Source organism: Methylomonas sp. MK1, from assembly GCF_000365425.1.
Lineage (GTDB): Bacteria > Pseudomonadota > Gammaproteobacteria > Methylococcales > Methylomonadaceae > Methylomonas.
In genome coordinates this window covers 3,092,322-3,111,513 of record NZ_AQOV01000001.1, presented here as the reverse complement: position 1 = coordinate 3,111,513, position 19,192 = coordinate 3,092,322, and the positions used below count along the sequence as shown (strand labels likewise).

Below are 19,192 nucleotides of genomic sequence, written 5' to 3'. Positions count from 1 at the left end.
ATGTTTACATCTCGTCCAAATTGGGGAGTGGGGTATACAAAACCAGCAGGTCGTCGATTTGCAGCTGAATAGCCCGCAGATCGTTAAATCCTGCCCGCGCGGCATCGCGCTGGCCGGCTTCGTAGCGCTTTAGCAGACTCTCGGCCAGCACATGTAGTTGCCGTTGTAATTGTTCGATACTTTCCAGCCAATCATGGGCATACTGTTTGTCGTGTTGTACTTGCTTCAACCAACGGCCCAGATGGGTACGGCGCTGGTCCATGATGGGCCAGCTTTTCACGACACCTTGTGGCTCCGCGAACAGACTGGCTTGTACCCGCTGCAACCACTGCCGGGTGTCGAACCGGCGAATCGCAATGTCGATCTGTTCTGCCGACAGCTCGGCATCCGCATAAATTTGCCAGTCGCCGAAAGGCCGGTAAGCAATCACCCAGTCCGCAATCGCCGCAGCCGGCATCGGACGGGCAATCGCGTAACCTTGCAGCAGATGGCAACCCAGCAGCAACAGCACGATGCCTTGTTCCTGGCTTTCCACGCCTTCCGCGACGACTTCCCGGTTAAAAGCCTGGCTGAGTGCGATCACGCTTTCGATGATGGCGTAGTCGTCGGGATCGTCGAGCATGTCGCGGACAAAGGTCTGATCGATTTTCACGGTATCCACCGACAAATGCCGCAAATGCGTCAACGACGAATAACCGGTGCCGAAATCGTCCAGGGCCACGCTGATCCCCAGTTGTTCCCGGCAGCTTTTAATAATCCGGTTCACCGCCGACAAATCATCCAGTGCGGTGCTTTCCAGAATTTCCAATTGCAGATAGCGGGCATCCAGTTCCGGATGAAGGCGCAAAGTTTCTTCTATATAAGCGCCAATGCCGGACCACAACAGATGGTAGGAGGAGATATTGACGCTGACCTCCAACAATAGCCCCCGCGCGTGCCAACCGGCCAACTGCTCGCAGGCTTGAGCGATGACCCAATTGCCGATGCGGATTTCCAGATCGGTGGAGGCAATCACCGGCAAAAATTCCAACGGCGGCACCATGCCGCGCTGCGGATGCTGCCAGCGAATCAAGGCTTCCACGCCTTTAACCTGGCCGGTTTTAATGTCGACCTTGGGCTGGTAATACATGCACAATTCGTTGTTTAAAAACGCCGCTTCGATGTCGCGCAATTGTTGGTGGCGATGCATGACTTGTTGGTCGTGGCTGGCATCGAACAACTGGCAACGGTTTTTGCCGGCCAATTTGGCCTGGTACATGGCATAGTCGGCATGCCGCAATAAGGCGTCGGCGTCGGCATCATCCAGAGGATATACGGTAAAACCGCTGCTGGCGCCGACCGAAATCGGCTGATCGTCGATGACATACGGCTGGGCAATCGCCCGGTGAATGCGCATGATGGTTTGTTCGCATTGTTCAATCGAGTCTATATCGCCCAGCAATAGCGCGAACTCGTCGCCGCCGTGCCGGGATACGCTGTCTTCCTCGCGAATCGCGTTTTTGATTCGTTCGGCCACTTCAACCAACACCCGGTCGCCGACGTCGTGGCCGAATTGGTCGTTGACCGGCTTGAAGCCGTCCAGGTCCAGAAAGCAAATCGCCAGCAAGGTGTTTTCCCGCTTGCTGTGGGCGATGGCCTGATTCAAGCGATCAGCGAATAAAATCCGATTCGGCAGGCGGGTGAGCGGATCGTAATGAGCAAACAATTCCAGCAGCTGTTGCTGCTGCTTGGCCTGCGTGACATCGGAAAATAGCCCGATATAGTGAGTGACCTTGCCGTCGGCATCGCACAAGGCGGAAACCGTTAGCCATTGCGCATACAACTCGCCGTTTTTTTTGCGGTTCCACAATTCGCCTTGCCAATGTTGCGCTTCACGCAAGGCTTGCCACATATCCCGGTAAAAATCCGCACCGTATTTGCCGGACTGCAAGATACTGGGGTTTCGGCCTATCACTTCGGCCCGGCTATAGCCGGTAATCTCGGAAAAAGTCGGATTCACATCGACGATGATTCCGGTGGGATCGGTAATTAAAATGCCTTCGTGCGCCTCGCTGAATACCCGCGCGGCCAGTTTCAGATGTTCTTCGGCCTGCTTGCGTTCGGTAATGTCGCGGGTCAAACCCAACAGGGCCGCGATATTACCTTCAGCATCGCGCATTGGCACCGCGTGGGTGTCTAACCAGCGCTGCCGGCCTTTCAGGCCGACGATTTCAAATTCCAGTGTGCCTGATGCGCCGGCAAACACCCGTCGAGTCAATTTTTCAAAAGCAGTCCGGTATCGGGGCAACACCAAGTCTCCCAGGCGTCCTTGTTGGGCTTGTTCCAGCGTGTCGGCCTCTATCATGTCCAGACCGGCGCGGTTCATTTGCAATAAGCTGCCGTCCCGCCCCAGCAGTTTCACGCACTCCGGTTCGGAATCGACGATCGTGCGCAGCTTTAATTCTGATTCCTTGGCGATATTGGCGGCGGTTTCCAACTCCGCAACCGCGTCGGCCAATGCCTGGGTGCGTTCTTCCACCAACGCTTGCACGGAGGCGGTTCTGCCGCTGATGATCAGCAATAAAATACTCAGCAAGCTGGTAAAACAGAGACCGCCGATCAGCGTAATCAAAGGTAGCGTTGAACCTTGTTCGTTGACAAAATCGCTATCCGGAGTGACGGTAATTTGCCAATTACGATCCACAAACGCAAAGCTACGCTGCCATTTTTTCAAGTCGTAGTTTAACGACACCTGCTTGTGTACCGGTTTTACATACAAAGCAGTTTCTCCGGCGGGCGCGCTGAGATCATCAATGCTGATGCCCAGCATATCGGTGTTAAGCCCCCTGGTAACTATTTCCACCATTTTGGTCGGCAGAACGATTGCAGTGACATAGCCGGCAATATCCAAGGCATCGCCGTCAGCGTTACGCCGGCGAACCGGAATGGACACCAAAATGCCGGGATCCGTATCGTCACGCTGTATCAGCGTCAGTTTTTGCGAGGCGGTAGGTTTACCGCTGGCGCGGGCCAGATTTTTTGCTTGGCGGCTAAGTGGATTTGTCATGGAATCGAAGCCGAAGGCTTTTTCGTTGCCGGCCATCGGCTCCACAAACATGATTGGAAAATACTCCGGTCTGGCGCTTGCTTTCACCAGTTGACCGGTACTGTCTCGTTCGATAACCCGAAAATCAGGAAATCCTTCGGCGCGGACTGCTTGTTCGAAGGCAGGCAAATCGGCTTGGGCGATCAGAGGTAGCCATTCCAGGGCCTGAATTTCCGGATGGCGTTGCAGGATACCCTGGGAAAATACGCTGAATTCGGCTCTATTCACTTGCCCGGATGCCAAAAATACATCTCTTAGCGCCAGCGTACTGTCGATTACATCAATGGCATATTCCACCAGCAGCCGGTCTATCTCGCCGGCCCGACTATCGAAAGCTTGTTGAATGCGCGTGCGTTCCGCTTGAAAGGCTTGCAAAAATACCAGTACCAATGCCAGCAGTGTGCCCAATAAAGGCAGCGCTACACTCAAGCGCCGCGCTTGCCAAAGCGCACGGGGGCGTCCGAAATAACAAAACAATAGCGGCGTCACAATCATCACGCCCAAACTGTCGCCAACCCACCAGTTTCGCCAGGACGACCAGAGTTGCGCATGGCTCATCAAGTCCAATGAATAAAGTACGGATCCGCCGACGCTGGGCGCTATCAGACAGGCTACCGGCCCGGCCAGGACAAAAAACTTGAGGATGGCGGCAGGGCTATCCAATTTGGGCAAACCCGGCTCTACGTAGGCTTTGGATAAGGCCAGGGCCACCAGCGCTTGCAAGGCGCTGCCGCCGCCAATTGCAAAGGAAGACATCGCGGTTTGAGCGGTCAGTTGACCGGAAAACTCAATAGTCACCAGGAAATTGCTTAGCGCTGCGCCTAACCAGATTCCGGGCCAAAGCTTGCGGCCGCCGATAAACAGCGCGGCCAGGGCGATCCCGGCCGGCGGCCATAGCGGACTGGCATAGCCGGGCGGAATGATCATTTTGACGCCCAGCCAGCCGCCGACAAACATCAACAAACTCAGTATGCCGATATGTACCAGCCGTATTAAAGGCCCAATAGGCGCGGTATTTCGGCGGTCTGGCTTTTGCGACGATACATCGGCTGAGTTGAACAACTTGGAAATTTGCATGGCCTGATTGAGAACTTTTTAGGCCGCCGGATGCGCGCGGGTGCCGTTCAATGCGTCCAAAGGCGCTTGCTGGGTCGTGCAGGGTATCAAGGTCAGACGCAGTTTATTGGCCAGCTTTTGCAGATACTCCTGCCGATCCTGAAAACGTTGCCGATAGGCTTGTAGACGCTGTTTGTCACCGCTATCGATCAGCACTTCGCGCCAGCCGTCGGTAAAGCGGTAGCGGCCTTGGGTCGGCAAACTGCTCTCCAGCGGATCGGCGATATGCACCAACACCACTTCGCAATGCCGGGCCAAATTGGCCAGATGGTTTTCGGCCGCACTATTCATCCCGCGAAAATCGCTGAGGATATAAACCCGACTGCCGGGTCGGGCATGATGCAGCAATCTGGCTAAAGGTTGCGCCAGATTGACCACGGCTGCGCCGTTATAGTCCGGGTTGACCAGAGCATTCAAAAATCTTAACAGCGCCGGTTTGCCGGTTTGCGGTTTCAATTCCTGGCAACCGTCATCGCTGAAAATCTGCCCGCCTATGCGGTCGCCTTGCTTCAGCGCCGCCCAAGCCAGCAAACCGGCCAAGCGGGCTGCCTGCACGGACTTGAACACGCCGCGCGTGGCAAATGCCATGGTTGCCCGGTAATCCACCGCGATGAACATTGGGCGTTCGCGTTCTTCCTTGAAAATTTTGCTGTGTGGCTTATCGGTGCGGGCTGTCACGCGCCAGTCGATACGCCGCACATCATCGCCCGGTTGATAGAGCCGCGTTTCGTCGAAAGCCATGCCGCGCCCCTTCAGATGCGACAGATAATTACCGCTTTGCGCCGCGCGGATATTGGCGTGTCCTAGGCTGAGCATGCCGGCCGGTTTGGCCAGATCCACCAAGGCTTTGAGAGTGACCGTAACCCGGGGGTTGTCGGTCGCTGGCGATTTAGTCATTTAGGGGACGGCAATTCTGGCTATCAGTTCTTTGATCACGTAATCGCTGCTAATGCCTTCCGCTTCCGCTTCGTAAGACAGAATCAGACGGTGGCGCAACACATCGTAAGCCATATCCTGAATATCGCCCGGATCGACAAAATCGCGCTGTTGCAACCAGGCCTTGGCGCGCGCGCAGCGGTCCAGGGCAATGCTGGCGCGCGGGCTGGCGCCGTATTGAATCCAGCCGGCCAAATCCTGACCATAAACCCCGGGATTACGGGTCGCCAGCACGATTTGCAGTAGATACTGTTCCAAACTGTCGGCCAGATATAACTCCAGCACTTCGCCGCGCGCCGCGAATAAAGCTTGCTGGCTGACTTTTGGTTGTGCGCCGCCCTGGTTTTGCAAGGCGCCCTTGGCTTCGGCGCGAGCCAGATGCAAGATGGCTTGCTCGTGCTCGGCGTTGGGATAATCGATTTTGACATGTAGTAGAAACCGGTCGAGTTGCGCTTCCGGCAAGGGGTAGGTGCCTTCCTGCTCGATCGGGTTTTGCGTGGCCATGACCATGAACAAGGGCGGCAGCGGATAAGTGGCCTTGCCGACTGTAATCTGCCGTTCCGCCATCGCTTCCAGCAAGGCGGCCTGCACCTTGGCCGGCGCACGGTTGATCTCATCAGCCAGAATCAGATTATGAAATAGCGGGCCTTTCTGAAATTCGAAACTGCCTTGCTGCGGCCGGTATATTTCGGTGCCGGTCAAATCGGCCGGCAACAGGTCAGGGGTAAACTGCACCCGATGAAAATCGGCTTCTATCCCTTGGCTAAGGACATTGATCGCGCGGGTTTTCGCCAAACCCGGCGCACCTTCCACCAACAAATGACCATCGGCCAGCAGGGCGATCAACATCCTCTCAACCAGCACTTCCTGGCCGATGATCTGAGTATTGATGTGGGTTTTGAGATTTTGTAAGGCGGTTTGGCTGGGGCTAAGACTTGTCGCAGTCATGTGTATGAAAAATCCTTATGTTTAACAAAAATGTGACCAAGTTGAGTCCTGAAAGTTGCGGGGCGCTTAATTTTTGCGCTGCAAATCTTTCCACTCGCGATGCGCAACCATGATATCGACCACTTTTTGCGGATCGTCGGTGACGGTGATCAGCGCCAAATCTTCCTCGGAAATGGTGCCGTACTCCATCATCTTGGCTTTCATCCAGTCCATCAGTCCGCTCCAGAAATCGGTGCCGAACAATACCAACGGAATCGGATAGATCTTGTGGGTTTGCATCAAGGTCAAGGCCTCAAAGAACTCGTCCAGCGTGCCGAAACCGCCCGGCATACAGACGTAACCAATCGAATATCGCACGAACATCACTTTACGCACGAAAAAATAGCGAAAATTCAGCGAAATATTTTGGTACGGGTTGGGCGTTTGCTCCATCGGTAATTCGATGTTCAAGCCGATGGACGGTTGATCGTGCAGGATGGCGCCTTTGTTGGCGGCCTCCATCACGCCAGGTCCACCGCCGCTGATGACTGCAAAACCCTCTTTGCTCAGCATTTCCGCTAGTTCCACGGTTTTTTGATAATAAAAATGCTCGGGCGGTAACCGGGCGGAACCGAAGATCGAAATCGCGTCGCACAAACCGGATAGCTCGTCGAAGCCTTCGGTAAATTCGCTAATGATGCGAAAAATGCGCCAGGATTGATCGCCTTTCAGGTCGTCGATGATGCTGGACGACATCGAGCCGTCGGCGCGGCGGTTTTTGATACAACTCATGATTTATTCCTTAACGAGTACGCGGTGCTTCGTACATTGAGATGAAAGGGCGAATCCGAACCGGCTCACGATTAATCCGCCAAACGATAAGTAAGATTACCGGCGAGCAAGGTATGAGTCACGCGCCCGCTCAAGGTCTGTTGCCAATACGGCGTATTGCAACCGGCGCTAAGCCAGTTGTCGCGGTTAACCTGCCAGCTGGCTTGCGGATCGAAAATACACACATCGGCCGCAGAACCCGGCGTTAATACGCCGCTAGCAAGACCCAAAATTTGTGCCGGCTTGCAGGTCAGGTTGGCGATGGCTTGCGACAAACCGATGCGATGTTGCTGGGTTAACGCCAGCGTCAACGGCAACAGGGTTTCAAGCGCGGCAACGCCCGCTTCGGTTTCCGGAAATGCGCCTAGTTTGGCATCCAGATCGTGCGGTTGGTGATCGGAGCAAATCGCATCGATAGTGCCGTTGACCAGCCCTTCGCGTAAATATTGACGGTCAATGGCACTGCGTAGCGGCGGCAGCACGTGATAATTGCTGTCGAACGGAGTAATGTGGTCTTCGGTTAAATGCAACTGATGAATCGCCACGTCGGCCGTCACATTCAGGCCGTATTTCTTGGCCTGCTGCAATTTAATCACCGATTGTTTGCAGCTGATTTGACTAATATGTACTCGGCAACCGGTCAACTCCGCCAGCTCCAGACATTGCGCCAAGGCAATGGATTCGGCGGCTTCCGGGATGCCTGGCAAACCGTAACGACTGGCCACCGCGCCTTCGTGGGCACAGCCCTTGCCGGATAAGGCGGGTTCATTAGCGCGATACATCAACAACAAGTCGTGAGTGGCGGCATATTCCATTGCCCGCCGCAATATCAACAGATTGCCGAGCGGTTCGCTGGCATTGCTGACGGCGATACAGCCGGCCTGCTTCAACGCGAACATCGCGCTCAGTTCACTGCCGGCAAGGCGCTGTGTCAATGCGCCTATGCTGTGGATTTGCGGGTAGTCGGCTTTTTCGGCCTTGTCCTTGATAAACTCGACTACCGCCGGACTATCGATGCAAGGCTTGGTATCGGGCGGCAGGCATAGCGAGGTAACGCCGGCGCTCAGAGCCGCACGGGTTTCGCTGAGGATACTGCCTTTTTGGGTATGACCGGGTTCGCGCAAGCGCACGCTCAGGTCGACGAAGCCGGGGCAAACGATCTGACCGCTGGCGTCGATTATTTGCTCGGGCGTGAAATCGGCGGCTTGCTCCAATACCGAGATGATCTTGCCGTCGGCGATGCAGACCGAGCCGATGGCGTCGATGTTATTGGCCGGATCGACGACATGGCCGTTTTTAATCAGTATTTTACTCATGCCACACCTCCGTGTGCGTCACCCTTACGGGCCGCCGTTGGCGGTGCAAAATTACTATCCTGTAATTTTGTCATGCCGCACCTCCCTGACTGTGCATCGCCATCGACATGATCGCCATACGGACTGCCACGCCATTACTGACTTGCTGCAAGATTACTGATTGCGGGCCGTCGGCGACGCTGGAGGCAATTTCCACGCCCCGGTTGATGGGGCCGGGATGCATGACAATGGCATCGGCTTTGGCGCGTTTAAGCTTGGCTTCTGTCAAACCAAAGCAGCGGAAGAACTCACTTTCGCTGGGCAAAAACGCCGAATTCATTCGCTCTTTTTGCAAACGTAGCATGATGACCACATCCACATCATCCAACCCTTCGTCCATGTCGTGCATGGGTATCACGCCCATGCTTTTGACTTGCGCCGGTAGCAAAGTCTTTGGGGCGATCACTCGGACTTCGGCAACACCCAAGGTGTTTAAAGCCAGAATCTGCGACCGCGCCACCCGCGAATGCAGGATGTCGCCGACGATAGCGACTTTCAGGCCTTCGAATTGCTTTTTATGCTGACGGATCGTGAACATGTCCAACATGGCTTGGGTCGGGTGGGCATGTTGGCCGTCGCCGGCGTTAATCACGCTGATATGCGGCGCGGTGTGTTGGGCGATGAAATGCGCGGCGCCACTGAGGGCATGGCGGACCACAAACATATCCACATGCATCGCTTCCAGGTTATGAATGGTATCCAGCAAGCTTTCGCCCTTGGAGGTCGCGGACGTGGCGATATTCATGCTCAGTACGTCCGCCGACAGCCGGGTGGCGGCTAGTTCGAAGGTGGTACGGGTGCGGGTGCTGTTCTCAAAAAACAGGTTGACGATGGTCTTGCCACGCAGCAAGGGCACTTTTTTGACCTGATGTTCGGACATGCCGGCAAACGATTCGGCGGTATCCAGAATCTCGGTCAACAGCTGCTTATCCAGGCCTTCGATCGTCAGAAAATGCTTGAGCTTACCCTGTTCGGTAAGCTGAATATGTCGGGTCATGCCGCCACCACTTGCGGGGATTGAATCTCGATACCCAATGGATCGGGGCCGGTGAGTTTGATGCGTTGGTTGCCGGCCAGATCGATACGGATGCCATGACAATCCGGTTGCAGCGGAATCTGCCGGCCGTTGCGTTCGATCAATACCGCCAGTACCACTTGGTTAGGACGGCCGTAATCGAAAATCTCGTTCAGCGCGGCGCGGATGGTGCGGCCGGTGTAAAACACATCGTCGATCAAGATGATGTCGCGGCCTTCCAAGTGCGGTGGCAGTTGGCTGGTCTTGACCTTGGGATGCATGCCGATTTGTGAAAAATCGTCGCGATAAAAGGTGATGTCCAGCATGCCCAAGGGTTCGCCCATGCCCAAGCGCTGATGCATATGGCGTGCGATCCAGGCCCCACCGCTGTGTATACCGATCAGCAACGGATTATGCAGATTGCGCTCGCTAATTTGCCGACGAATCGCGGCTTCCAGAGTGTCGAGCAGGATATCGATGTTGAGAGTGGCGATTGGCATGGCAGTTACAGGGGGATCTTGTTATTGTTATAGAAATTGGAAAAAAGCCAAAAGCGACAGGATAAAGGGCTGCTTGGCCGTAGAACCGTTTTCGTCTTTTACTTATCAAACCAGCTTTGCAGAATTATCTGAGCGGCCAGTTGATCTTGCACGGACCACAGTTTAGCAGCGCTAACCTTTAGGTCGTCGAACAGCATTTGTTTGGCTGCGAACGTGGTTAGCGTTTCATCGATTTGATGCACCGGCAGATTGTAACGACCATTCAGCTGGCGGCAGAACTTTTGCATGCGCGGAGTAATAATATTATCCGAGCCGTCTTGTTGCCGGGAAATGCCGACCACCAGGCCTATGGGCCGCCATTCGGCGATCAACAGACCGATTTTATGCCAGTCCGGAACCTGATTAAGCGACTGGATGGTTTGCAGCGGACTGGCAATGCCGGTATCGGCATGCCCCACTGCGATCCCAATTTTTTTGTTGCCGAAATCAAACCCTAAATACGCGTCACTGCTGAATTTTGCCGCCAGCGGATCGACCTTAACCATGACCTGCCGGCGTGGTCAGACGATTAATATCGATACCCAACTGTCCCGCCGCCGCATTCCAGCGCTGGCTGATCGGCGTTTCGTAGAGTATCTCTTCACCGCACGGCGTGTTCAGCCAGGCGTTTTCGACCATTTCTTTCTCTAGTTGCCCGCTACCCCAGCCGGCGTAACCTAACGCGATCAAATAATGGTTGGGACCTTTGCCTTCGGCGATAGCCTCCAGAATGTCGCGGGAACTGGTGAGGGTGATATTCTCGGCCGTGCTGATGCTGGAATCCCAGCGCTGTTCGCAGGCATCGTGAATCACAAAGCCGCGTTCCTGCTGTACCGGGCCGCCGGCGAACACCGGGGTTTCCAACACATTTTCCAGCTCGGTTTTAATCCCCATTTGCTCGAAAATATCGCGTAACTTCATGCCGGTCGGTCGGTTGATGACGATGCCGAGCGCACCTTCTTCGTTGTGCTGGCACAGGTATGTCACCGTGTGAAAAAAATGCGGATCGGCCAAGCCGGGCATCGCAATCAAAAACTGGTTATTTAAATAAGTAACGTCTGTCATTGGAGTGCTGTATGGGCTAGCGGGCAGTCATGCCGGTTTCGTCTGAGAATTTCCAGACCCTGGTAATCACCAAAACGTTCACTTCTCTCAACAAATCATCGGGTAAAGCGGCAAACGGGGCACTCATCTTCACAATCCGTTTCGCGGCGTCATCCAGCGCGGAATTGCCGGACGATCTGACGACGCGCATGCTGTAAATACTGCCGTCGGCATTGATCCCCACATCCATGGTCAAGGATTGCGAAACGCCTTTTTTGCGCGCGGCCTCAGGATAATTCAGATTGCCGGTGCGCTCAACCTTGTCCTCCCAATCCTTGACATATTGCGCCGCTAGATACTTATGCGTGCTAATCGAGTTGACGAATTTAATCTTAGTATCTTGCGCGCTTTGCTGGGTATTTCTGATGCGCTCGCCGAGTTGAGCGATTTGTTGCTGAAGCGCTTCAGGCGATAATTTGGGGGCGGATTCCTGAACTTCAACAGCTTCCGGTAATTCTACCGGTTGCTCGGGTTCCGTCACCACCTTAACCGGGGCTTTTGCTTGAGTAAGCAATTTTTCGGCGACCGGCTTGACTTGTGGAACCGCCGGATGCGGCAAGACTTTCTTGGCCGGTGGGCTGATCGTTTGTTCCTGCGTGGCTATTTTTTGCTGCGGCGGCTCCGGTTTATGCGCTTCCTCGCCGGCACCTATTTGATGTTCGGCTGCCAGATGTTTCGCATCCTTGGGCGCCTTCTTCACTGGCGCATGAGCCACTGTGATTTCAATCGACCGGTTGACCTTGGGCGGTTGTGGCGCGGTGAAATTAACCCCCAACAATACGACCACATGCAGCACCGCCGCCACAAACAAAGCCGTCAGTAGCGAATCGCCTTGCGAGAGCGGCGTGGGAGTCAATTCCGGCGCGTGCATATCAGGCCTGGCATTGGGCGGCGATGTGATCCATTAGTTGCGCGCTAATATTGATACCGAACTGTTTATCCAGCTCCTGTACGCAGGTCGGGCTGGTGACATTCACTTCAGTCAGATAGTCGCCGATGACATCCAAGCCGACAAATATCAGGCCTTTTTCGCGCAAGGTCGGTCCCACTTGTTCGGCAATCCAGCGATCACGATCACTCAAAGGCCGGCCTTCGCCGCGGCCGCCGGCGGCCAAATTGCCACGGCTTTCGCCGCTGGCCGGAATCCGTGCCAGACAATACGGCACCGGTTCGCCATTGACCACCAGGATCCGCTTGTCGCCATCTTTTACAGCGGGTAAATATTTTTGCGCCATGATGTAACTGTTGCCGTGCTGGGTCATGGTTTCCAGAATCACGCTGAGATTGGGGTCGTGTTCTTTGACGTAAAAGATCGAAGCGCCACCCATGCCGTCCAAGGGTTTCAGGATGATTTCCTGGTGCTCTTTTAAGAAGTCGCGGATTTTTTGCGGGTCTCGGGCTACCAAGGTGTCGGTGCAGCATTGCGGAAACCAGGCGGTGAACATTTTTTCGTTGGCGTCGCGCAGCGATTGCGGTTTGTTGACGACATAAACGCCTTGCCGCTCGGCCTGTTCCAGCATATACGTGGCGTAAATATATTCCTGGTTGAAGGGCGGATCCTTACGCATGATAATCGCGTCCAATTCGGACAAGGCGATTTGCTTTTCGCCGAGAAACCGATGCCACTGTTTTTCGTCGCGCTCGACTTCCAGTTCGCGGGAACGGGCATAAGCGTCGCCGTTGCGCATATATAGGTCGGACAGTTCCATGTAATGCAGTTCCCATCCGCGCGCCTGGGCTTCCAGCAGCATCGCGAAACTGGTGTCCTTTTTAATATTGATTTGGCCGATGGGGTCCATGACCACGCCGAGTTTAATAGTCATTAAAGTCCTGTAAATTCCGAAGCAAGGGGAAATAAAACCGATTTTATCAAATTTATTTTGCAGGCTGTTGTTTACCAACAAAAGTTTTTTTGTTATAAAGCGCGGCTATTTTGAATTAAAAGCTCGCATTGAGGTAGTCATGTCCAGAGTATGCCAAGTAACAGGTAAACGCCCAGTAACAGGGCACAACGTTTCACACGCGATGAACAGAACCAAAAGACGTTTTACGCCTAATCTGCACCACCACAGATTCTGGGTTGAAAGCGAAAACCGTTGGGTTCGTTTGAGAGTATCTTCCAAAGGTATGCGTATCATCGACAAAAACGGCATCGATGCTGTTCTGGCCGATATGCGTAAACGCGGCGAACAATTTTAAGGAGACTGAACATGCGTGACAAAATCAAATTGGTATCTAGCGAAGGCACCGGCCATTTCTACACCACCACCAAAAACAAAAAAACCATGCCTGAAAAAATGGAGATCAAAAAATTTGATCCCGTCGTTCGTAAGCATGTGATGTACAAAGAAGCCAAAATCAAATAAACATCGCTTTATTGATCCGCTTTTAGGCGTTGGCGGGCTAGCAAGGTTTTGTCCGACTAGCCACCGCCACCAGCTTTCTTGATTGCGTCAAGCTCGGCTTTTAACGATTCCGTAAACTTGGCAAGCGCCAAATATTTCATCTCCAAAGCCTTTTTCTCAGCTTCCAAAATATTGTATTTGGTTTTCAGCTGCTGCAGAAAGCGCCGTAAACGCTCCATATCGTCTTGTATTGAGGATTGCTCGGTGAACGAGTGACTCGACCCGCTGTCCCCGCCCACCCCTCTAAAATTACTGGTCTCTATACCGTCATCGATCGGAAACGACGACGGCGCTTTCAGCTCATCCGGGTTAATGCTGTCGATACCGCCGCTTAAAATCAGCGCATTGAATTTATGCCGCATCAGGATGAAAGCTGCTGTTTCGCTGATTTTGCCGTTCTGACAAACCACTACGATCGGATGCTGCCGATTCAAGGTTTTTAGCTGCATGCGCAAGGAAAAAAACGGCAGATTGATACTGAACGGCAGATGCTTGGGCTTATATTCGTCGGGCTCGCGCACATCGACCAGATCGGCGCCCTTGGCCACTAAATCCTGGGCATCTTTATAGCTGATATATTTAAGCGTTGGTTGCTTGATCAAGGTCAGAAACTGTTCCTTACCCAAGCGTAGCAAGGAAACATCGGTCAAGGCACTGACTGAAACATTGCGGGGTTCACCTGAAATCAGCGCATCCTCGCCAAAGGTATCCTGGTCGCTGAGTTGCGCCAGCTTGATCTCCTTAGCGTTGGGTGCCGGCTTCCTGCTCACCGAGCATTGCCCTCTTTTGATAATGTAGTAAAAATCGCCCGGCTCACCTTGATTGACAATTACAGTGCCGGCAACAACCCGAACTTCCTGCATGCCCATCAAAATTTTTTGCAAATTAGCCGGAGGCAACGCCCGAAATACCGGCGACTTCAACAAGGTCGTCATCCAGTCGTCATTGTCCTCCACCTCTTCAACTACCATAAAACTCTCTGTTTCTTCATACGGGACATCTTGAACCGATTTCATCATATCAGCATTCAATCGCAAAAAACGAATTCGGGTACTTGCAACCGCATGCACTTTTCTAGGGATTTGATGCGCCAGCGCGAAGCGCGCCGAAGGACTATCCGACTTGATCGTTTCGATCTTTAACAGATCGGTCTGCAAGGTCACGCTACCGTCGATCAAGTAAACCAGATCGTTACGTTCATCCCCGCATTTGAACAAAAATTGACCTTCTTCCGCATCCTCTATCTTGATTTGTGCGCACAGCGCCTCAAATTTAGTGAAGGGCAAGGTGGATAGCGGAATTAATTGCCGAATAACACGGCCTTCAGCGGAATGGATGTCGACAGCCACGTACTCGTCGCGAATAAAAAGTGAAGGGAAACCAACAAGAAAACTTAATCTATGATAGTCGATTATTAAGTAAACTCTCAGTGAAACATTTTGCCACCCAGCATGTCCATGCTGGCAACTTAACTGCCTGGAATGCAAAAACCATGACGAACATGAACAAACTATTCCTGATTATCTTGTTTGGCCTGAGCAGCTGGCGAGCCGGCGCAGAATTACCCGGTCAAGTCGACGGCGCACCATTACCCTCCCTGGCACCGATGCTGGAGCAAAGCATGCCCGCCGTCGTTAACATTTCCACCTCGACCAATGTGCGGGTACAGGAAAATCCATTGATGATCGATCCGGCGCTTCGGCGTTTTTTCAATATCCCCAAAAACCAGCGGCAACAGCAAAAAAACAGCCTGGGTTCCGGCGTGATTATCGATAAGGATCAAGGTTATGTGTTGACCAATAATCATGTGATCGACAAAGCGGACAAAATCACCGTCACGCTCAGCGACGGCCGGCAGCTGAACGCCAAGCTGCTGGGCACCGATCCGGAAGCCGACGTCGCGGTGATCCAAATCCCCGCCGACAACCTGAGCGCCCTGAAAATCGCCGACTCCAGCCAGCTTAAAGTCGGCGACTTCGTGGTCGCCATCGGTAACCCGTTCGGCCTCGGCCAAACCGTCACCTCCGGTATCGTCAGCGCCCTGGGTCGTTCCGGTCTGGGGATTGAAGGCTACGAAGACTTCATCCAAACCGACGCCTCGATCAACCCCGGCAACTCCGGCGGTGCCTTGGTGAATTTACGCGGCGAATTTGTCGGCATGAACACGGCAATCCTCGCGCCCACCGGCGGCAACGTCGGCATCGGTTTCGCGATTCCCTCGAATATGGCGACTCGGCTGATGGAGTCGCTGGTTCAGCACGGCGAAGTGCGCCGCGGTTTGTTGGGTGTGACCACGCAAGATTTAACGCCGGAACTGGTAAAAGCCTTTGCTCTGAAAAGCCAACACGGCGCGGTGGTTAGTCGGGTCGAGGCGGGATCGCCCGCCGAAAAGGCTGGTCTGGAGCCGGGCGATATTATCCTGGCAATCAACGGTCAGGATGTGAAAGGTGGTAGCGCCCAAATTCGAAATGCGGTGGGATTGCTGCAAATCGGCGACACCGCCAACCTGGAGATCATGCGCGGCGAAGAACGCAAGTCGCTGCAAGCCACCATCGGCAAGCCGAAACGGCCGGAGCTGGACGGCAATAAACTGCATCCGACCTTAAGCGGCGCTGTGCTCGGCGTCACCCCCAAGGATCAGGTGGAAGGCGTAATGATCGAAAAAGTCGAACAGAACTCCAAAGCCTGGAAAACCGGTTTGCGGCCCGGCGACATCATCGTCACCGCCAACCGTTACCGGGTCAGAAATCTGGATGAAATCAAGCAGGTGGTCAATCCCAATGCGCCATTGCTGGTCAATCTGCAACGCGGTGGCGAGGGGTTTTTCGTAGTGCTGCAATAGGTTCAATTCAACATCGTCTTCAGCGCGGCAAGACTAGCCTTGCCGCGCTGCTTAATCTCTTCTGGCGGCAACTGCTTTTTGTTGGCCCATTCCAGATCCTCTTCCGGCAGTTCGTTTAAAAACCGGCTGGGTTCGCACTCGGTCAGGTCGCCGAAGCGCTTGCGGTGCGTACAATAACTAAAGGTTAAAGTCTGTTGGGCGCGAGTGATGCCCACATAGGCCAAGCGCCGCTCTTCTTCGATATTCTCGGTTTCGATGCTGTTCTGATGCGGCAGCAGGTTTTCTTCCATGCCAATCAAAAACACATGCGGAAACTCCAAGCCCTTGGCCGCATGCAAAGTCATCAAACTGACCTGATCGCCGGCTTCGTCTTCCTGATTGCGATCCAAAATATCCAACAGCATCACCTTGGCAATCACATCCGCCAGCGACTGCTGAGCGCCCTGGTCTTTAGTGGCGAGACGTTGCAGCCATTCGATCAACTCGTAAACATTTTTCAGTTTGCGTTCCGCCGATGCCGGGGTTTTGCTGTTTTCTTGCAACCAGGCCGAGTAGTTGATCTCGTCGATCATCTTGTTGATCACTACAAAGGTATCCTCGCGCTCAACCTTAATCGCCGTCTCTTTCAACCAATCGCAAAACTTGCTCAAACGTTGTACCGATTTTTCGGGCAGTCGCTGTTGTAGGCCCAACTCGTTGCAGGCCGCAAACAAACTGATATGCCGCTCGTTGGCGTAGGCGCCGAGCTTTTCCAGCGTGGTCGGCCCAATCTCCCGACGCGGGGTGTTGATCACCCGCAAAAATGCCGCATCATCATCGCGGTTGACCAGCAGACGCAGATAAGCCAATACGTCCTTGATTTCCGCATAGGAAAAAAACGAGGCGCTGCCGCTGATGAAATAGGGCACATTGTTCTCGCGCAATTCCTTCTCGAACAAACGCGACTGGTGATTGCCGCGATACAGAATCGCGTAATCGCCATAGCTGCCGCCGGTCTTGAAGCGATGATGGACAATTTCGGCAGTAACTTGCTTAGCCTCGGCCACGTCGTTCTTGTGACTAAGCACTCGCAACGGGTCGCCATAACCCAGTTCGCTCCATAATTTTTTCTCGAATGCATGCGGATTGTTGGCGATCAATTGGTTGGCCACCTTCAAAATCCGTCCGGCGGAACGGTAGTTTTGTTCCAGCTTGATGACCTGCAAGCGGCTGTAATCTTTTTGCAGTTGTCCAAGGTTCTCCGGTTGCGCGCCGCGCCAGGCGTAGATCGATTGGTCATCGTCGCCGACTACCGTAAAGCGGCCGAGATTACCAGCCAATAGCTTGACCAGTTGATACTGAGTGATATTGGTGTCCTGGTATTCGTCCACCAGTAAATAGCGAATTTTGTTTTGCCACTTCTCCAGCACATCCGGATGTTGTTGGAACAGCAGCACCGGCAACAAAATCAGATCGTCGAAATCGGTGGCGTTATAAGCCTTTAAACTACGGGTGAAAGCTTCATAAAGTAACGCAGCCGGTAGACTGTTGGCATCGGCTTGGCTCAACGCTTGTATAGGCGTCACAAAAGCGTTTTTCCACTGGCCGATTTGCCAGTTGTACTGCTCGACGTTATCAATATCGCAACCGCCGACACCGTGACTGATTAGATTACGCAGCAAAGTCAACCGGTCCTGCTCATCGAACAAGGTAATGGCCGCCTTATAACCCAGAGCTTTGTGCTCGGCGCGCAAAATATCCAAACCCAGGGAATGAAAAGTCGAGACTCTCAGCCCACGCCCCTGCTTGTCATCCAACAAACGGCCAACCCGGCTCTTCATTTCCCGCGCCGCTTTATTGGTAAAGGTCACCGCCGCAATATGCCGCGCGGCAGTGCCTTGCTGCACCAGATACGCAATCTTCTCGGTAATCACCCGCGTCTTGCCGCTACCGGCACCGGCCAGCACCAGTAGCGGTCTATCGATAATTTTAACGGCGGCGAGTTGTTGGGGGTTGAGTTTGGGGGACACGACAACAGCTAAGTGAATAACGAGAAGGTTATTATCTCAGGCTAATGACGATAATGTTGATTCTCTGATTTCGTGGGCTATGCCCAAGCACTGGATTACCAAACTGGAACTTGGGAGACAGTAGAAATGCGTCAAAAACTGCTCAATTTCTCTAGCACCCAGGTCGCGCGGATGTTGCTTGCCAAAATACAAAATAAATCGTTTAATCCAGTCCGTGTAAGCCATGTTCGGTGCGTATACTGTAGTGCTTCAAACGAATTTTGGCACGCGCTTGGTCTAATTCGAGGAACGTGCCCCTTACCTTTACGCTAGGCAAACAAGGAGAACCAATGTCTTTCTTTGCAATTTTGCGATCCAATTACCCATCCGATGACGCCTGTAATGCTCGGAATGACAAGGGTGAGCTTCTATTCAAGAAATCAGGTTGAGTCAGGCGATGAAGAAGTCTGGCATAAGCCTGACTAGCTTTCCAGCTACACGAAAATGCTGGGTTCATAAAGGTGACGACCACATTCTTGCTGCGAAAGAACTTGCGGACTGGCTGGACCGAGGAACAGTAAACCAAGTAAAGAAGTCACAAGATGTTACGGGCGAAAGTTGGCGGAGTAAGGTTCTGGATAAAAAAGGCATAATATGTTTTGAAGACTACTACGCAGCGAGCGGCGGTTCCGGGGGCGATCATATTGACTTATGGGATTGAGTTGCATTGACTGGTTTGGGTTCATGGCTAAGGACACGATTCAGCATTGTTGTCCCCGGCTTTTGGTCTGACTTCCGCAAATCGAAGCGGATAAGGTTTTTTGAGGTGAAGTAGTGAGAAAAGTAACTTTTTTCACTCTTGGTGCCATTCTCGGCGTGGCATTCTGCTTTTTGCTTTTGTATGTAACAGGTTCAGTGCTTGAGCATTTCCATATTCGCTTATATGAATCAGAGCTGGATCAGCAGAGGAACTTTAATTTATTCCTCTTGGCAAGTTCAGCATTTGCAATAGTTAGTGGATATTTTTTTGCAAAAAGGTTTTCCTAACC

General features: G+C 53.3%; 19 protein-coding genes. 5 read left to right on the top strand and 14 right to left on the bottom strand.

Translation table 11 applies throughout. The features are described 5' to 3' along the window. Positions 1-4: 4 nt before the first annotated feature. The 11 genes from G006_RS0114785 to gshB all read right to left on the bottom strand — a co-directional run bounded on the left by G006_RS0114785 (position 5) and on the right by gshB (position 12,731). The gene (locus G006_RS0114785; protein ID WP_020483983.1) at positions 5-4,162 is read right to left on the bottom strand and encodes an EAL domain-containing protein; all 4,158 of its coding nucleotides are present in this window, start codon (positions 4,160-4,162) and stop codon (positions 5-7) included. A gap of 18 nt (positions 4,163-4,180) precedes the next feature. After that, positions 4,181-5,098, bottom strand: a complete 918-nt coding sequence (locus G006_RS0114780) for a DUF58 domain-containing protein (protein WP_020483982.1) — start codon at positions 5,096-5,098, stop codon at positions 4,181-4,183. After that, complete coding sequence (locus tag G006_RS0114775; RefSeq protein WP_020483981.1) at positions 5,099-6,085, bottom strand: AAA family ATPase; 987 nt, start codon at positions 6,083-6,085, stop codon at positions 5,099-5,101. Between the two features lie 66 nt (positions 6,086-6,151). Continuing rightward, complete coding sequence (locus G006_RS0114770) at positions 6,152-6,856, bottom strand: TIGR00730 family Rossman fold protein (RefSeq protein ID WP_020483980.1); 705 nt, start codon at positions 6,854-6,856, stop codon at positions 6,152-6,154. A gap of 71 nt (positions 6,857-6,927) precedes the next feature. Continuing rightward, on the bottom strand, positions 6,928-8,211 hold the full coding sequence (locus tag G006_RS0114765; protein WP_020483979.1) for a dihydroorotase: 1,284 nt from the start codon (positions 8,209-8,211) through the stop codon (positions 6,928-6,930). A gap of 70 nt (positions 8,212-8,281) precedes the next feature. After that, positions 8,282-9,247, bottom strand: a complete 966-nt coding sequence (locus G006_RS0114760; protein WP_020483978.1) for an aspartate carbamoyltransferase catalytic subunit — start codon at positions 9,245-9,247, stop codon at positions 8,282-8,284. Beyond that, complete coding sequence (gene pyrR / locus G006_RS0114755; RefSeq protein WP_020483977.1) at positions 9,244-9,765, bottom strand: bifunctional pyr operon transcriptional regulator/uracil phosphoribosyltransferase PyrR; 522 nt, start codon at positions 9,763-9,765, stop codon at positions 9,244-9,246. The genes G006_RS0114760 and pyrR overlap by 4 nt, the downstream gene beginning before the upstream one ends. A gap of 98 nt (positions 9,766-9,863) precedes the next feature. Then, complete coding sequence (gene ruvX / locus G006_RS0114750) at positions 9,864-10,310, bottom strand: Holliday junction resolvase RuvX (RefSeq protein ID WP_020483976.1); 447 nt, start codon at positions 10,308-10,310, stop codon at positions 9,864-9,866. Beyond that, a complete protein-coding gene (locus G006_RS0114745; RefSeq protein WP_020483975.1) occupies positions 10,303-10,869 on the bottom strand; it encodes a YqgE/AlgH family protein in 567 nt (188 codons plus the stop codon). The genes ruvX and G006_RS0114745 overlap by 8 nt, the downstream gene beginning before the upstream one ends. A 16-nt stretch (positions 10,870-10,885) precedes the next feature. Further along, complete coding sequence (locus tag G006_RS0114740; protein WP_020483974.1) at positions 10,886-11,779, bottom strand: energy transducer TonB; 894 nt, start codon at positions 11,777-11,779, stop codon at positions 10,886-10,888. A 1-nt stretch (position 11,780) separates the two neighbouring features. Further along, positions 11,781-12,731 (bottom strand): glutathione synthase, encoded by a 951-nt coding sequence (gshB, locus tag G006_RS0114735; protein WP_026147068.1) that lies wholly within the window; start codon positions 12,729-12,731, stop codon positions 11,781-11,783. Between the two features lie 139 nt (positions 12,732-12,870). Here gshB and rpmB point away from each other — a divergent pair, with 139 nt between their 5' ends. Beyond that, positions 12,871-13,107 carry a 50S ribosomal protein L28 gene (gene rpmB / locus G006_RS0114730; protein WP_026147067.1) on the top strand — a complete coding sequence of 79 codons (237 nt, stop codon included), beginning with the start codon at positions 12,871-12,873 and terminating at the stop codon, positions 13,105-13,107. A gap of 11 nt (positions 13,108-13,118) precedes the next feature. Further along, positions 13,119-13,274 (top strand): 50S ribosomal protein L33, encoded by a 156-nt coding sequence (gene rpmG, locus G006_RS0114725; protein ID WP_013816853.1) that lies wholly within the window; start codon positions 13,119-13,121, stop codon positions 13,272-13,274. A 56-nt stretch (positions 13,275-13,330) separates the two neighbouring features. Here rpmG and G006_RS0114720 read toward each other — a convergent pair whose 3' ends face one another. Next, positions 13,331-14,662 carry a cyclic nucleotide-binding domain-containing protein gene (locus G006_RS0114720; protein ID WP_020483971.1) on the bottom strand — a complete coding sequence of 444 codons (1,332 nt, stop codon included), beginning with the start codon at positions 14,660-14,662 and terminating at the stop codon, positions 13,331-13,333. Positions 14,663-14,814: 152 nt separating this feature from the next. Between G006_RS0114720 and G006_RS0114715 the strand changes: the two genes are divergently transcribed. Beyond that, entirely contained in the window at positions 14,815-16,155 is a 1,341-nt protein-coding gene (locus G006_RS0114715) for a DegQ family serine endoprotease (protein ID WP_020483970.1), read from the top strand. Between the two features lie 2 nt (positions 16,156-16,157). Here the strand turns inward: G006_RS0114715 and rep are convergent, their stop codons facing one another. Together rep and G006_RS27905 are read right to left on the bottom strand one after the other, a co-directional pair. Continuing rightward, positions 16,158-18,164: a DNA helicase Rep gene (gene rep / locus G006_RS0114710; RefSeq protein WP_020483969.1), complete on the bottom strand. Its 2,007-nt coding sequence runs from the start codon at positions 18,162-18,164 to the stop codon at positions 16,158-16,160. A 36-nt stretch (positions 18,165-18,200) separates the two neighbouring features. Further along, positions 18,201-18,389, bottom strand: coding sequence for a phage integrase N-terminal SAM-like domain-containing protein (locus tag G006_RS27905; protein WP_235048861.1), 189 nt, complete (start codon positions 18,387-18,389; stop codon positions 18,201-18,203). 199 nt (positions 18,390-18,588) lie between these two features. Between G006_RS27905 and G006_RS26660 the strand changes: the two genes are divergently transcribed. Continuing rightward, positions 18,589-18,864 (top strand): T6SS effector amidase Tae4 family protein, encoded by a 276-nt coding sequence (locus G006_RS26660; RefSeq protein WP_268743569.1) that lies wholly within the window; start codon positions 18,589-18,591, stop codon positions 18,862-18,864. A 113-nt stretch (positions 18,865-18,977) separates the two neighbouring features. Beyond that, complete coding sequence (locus tag G006_RS28385) at positions 18,978-19,190, top strand: hypothetical protein (protein WP_152428872.1); 213 nt, start codon at positions 18,978-18,980, stop codon at positions 19,188-19,190. Positions 19,191-19,192: the final 2 nt, after the last annotated feature.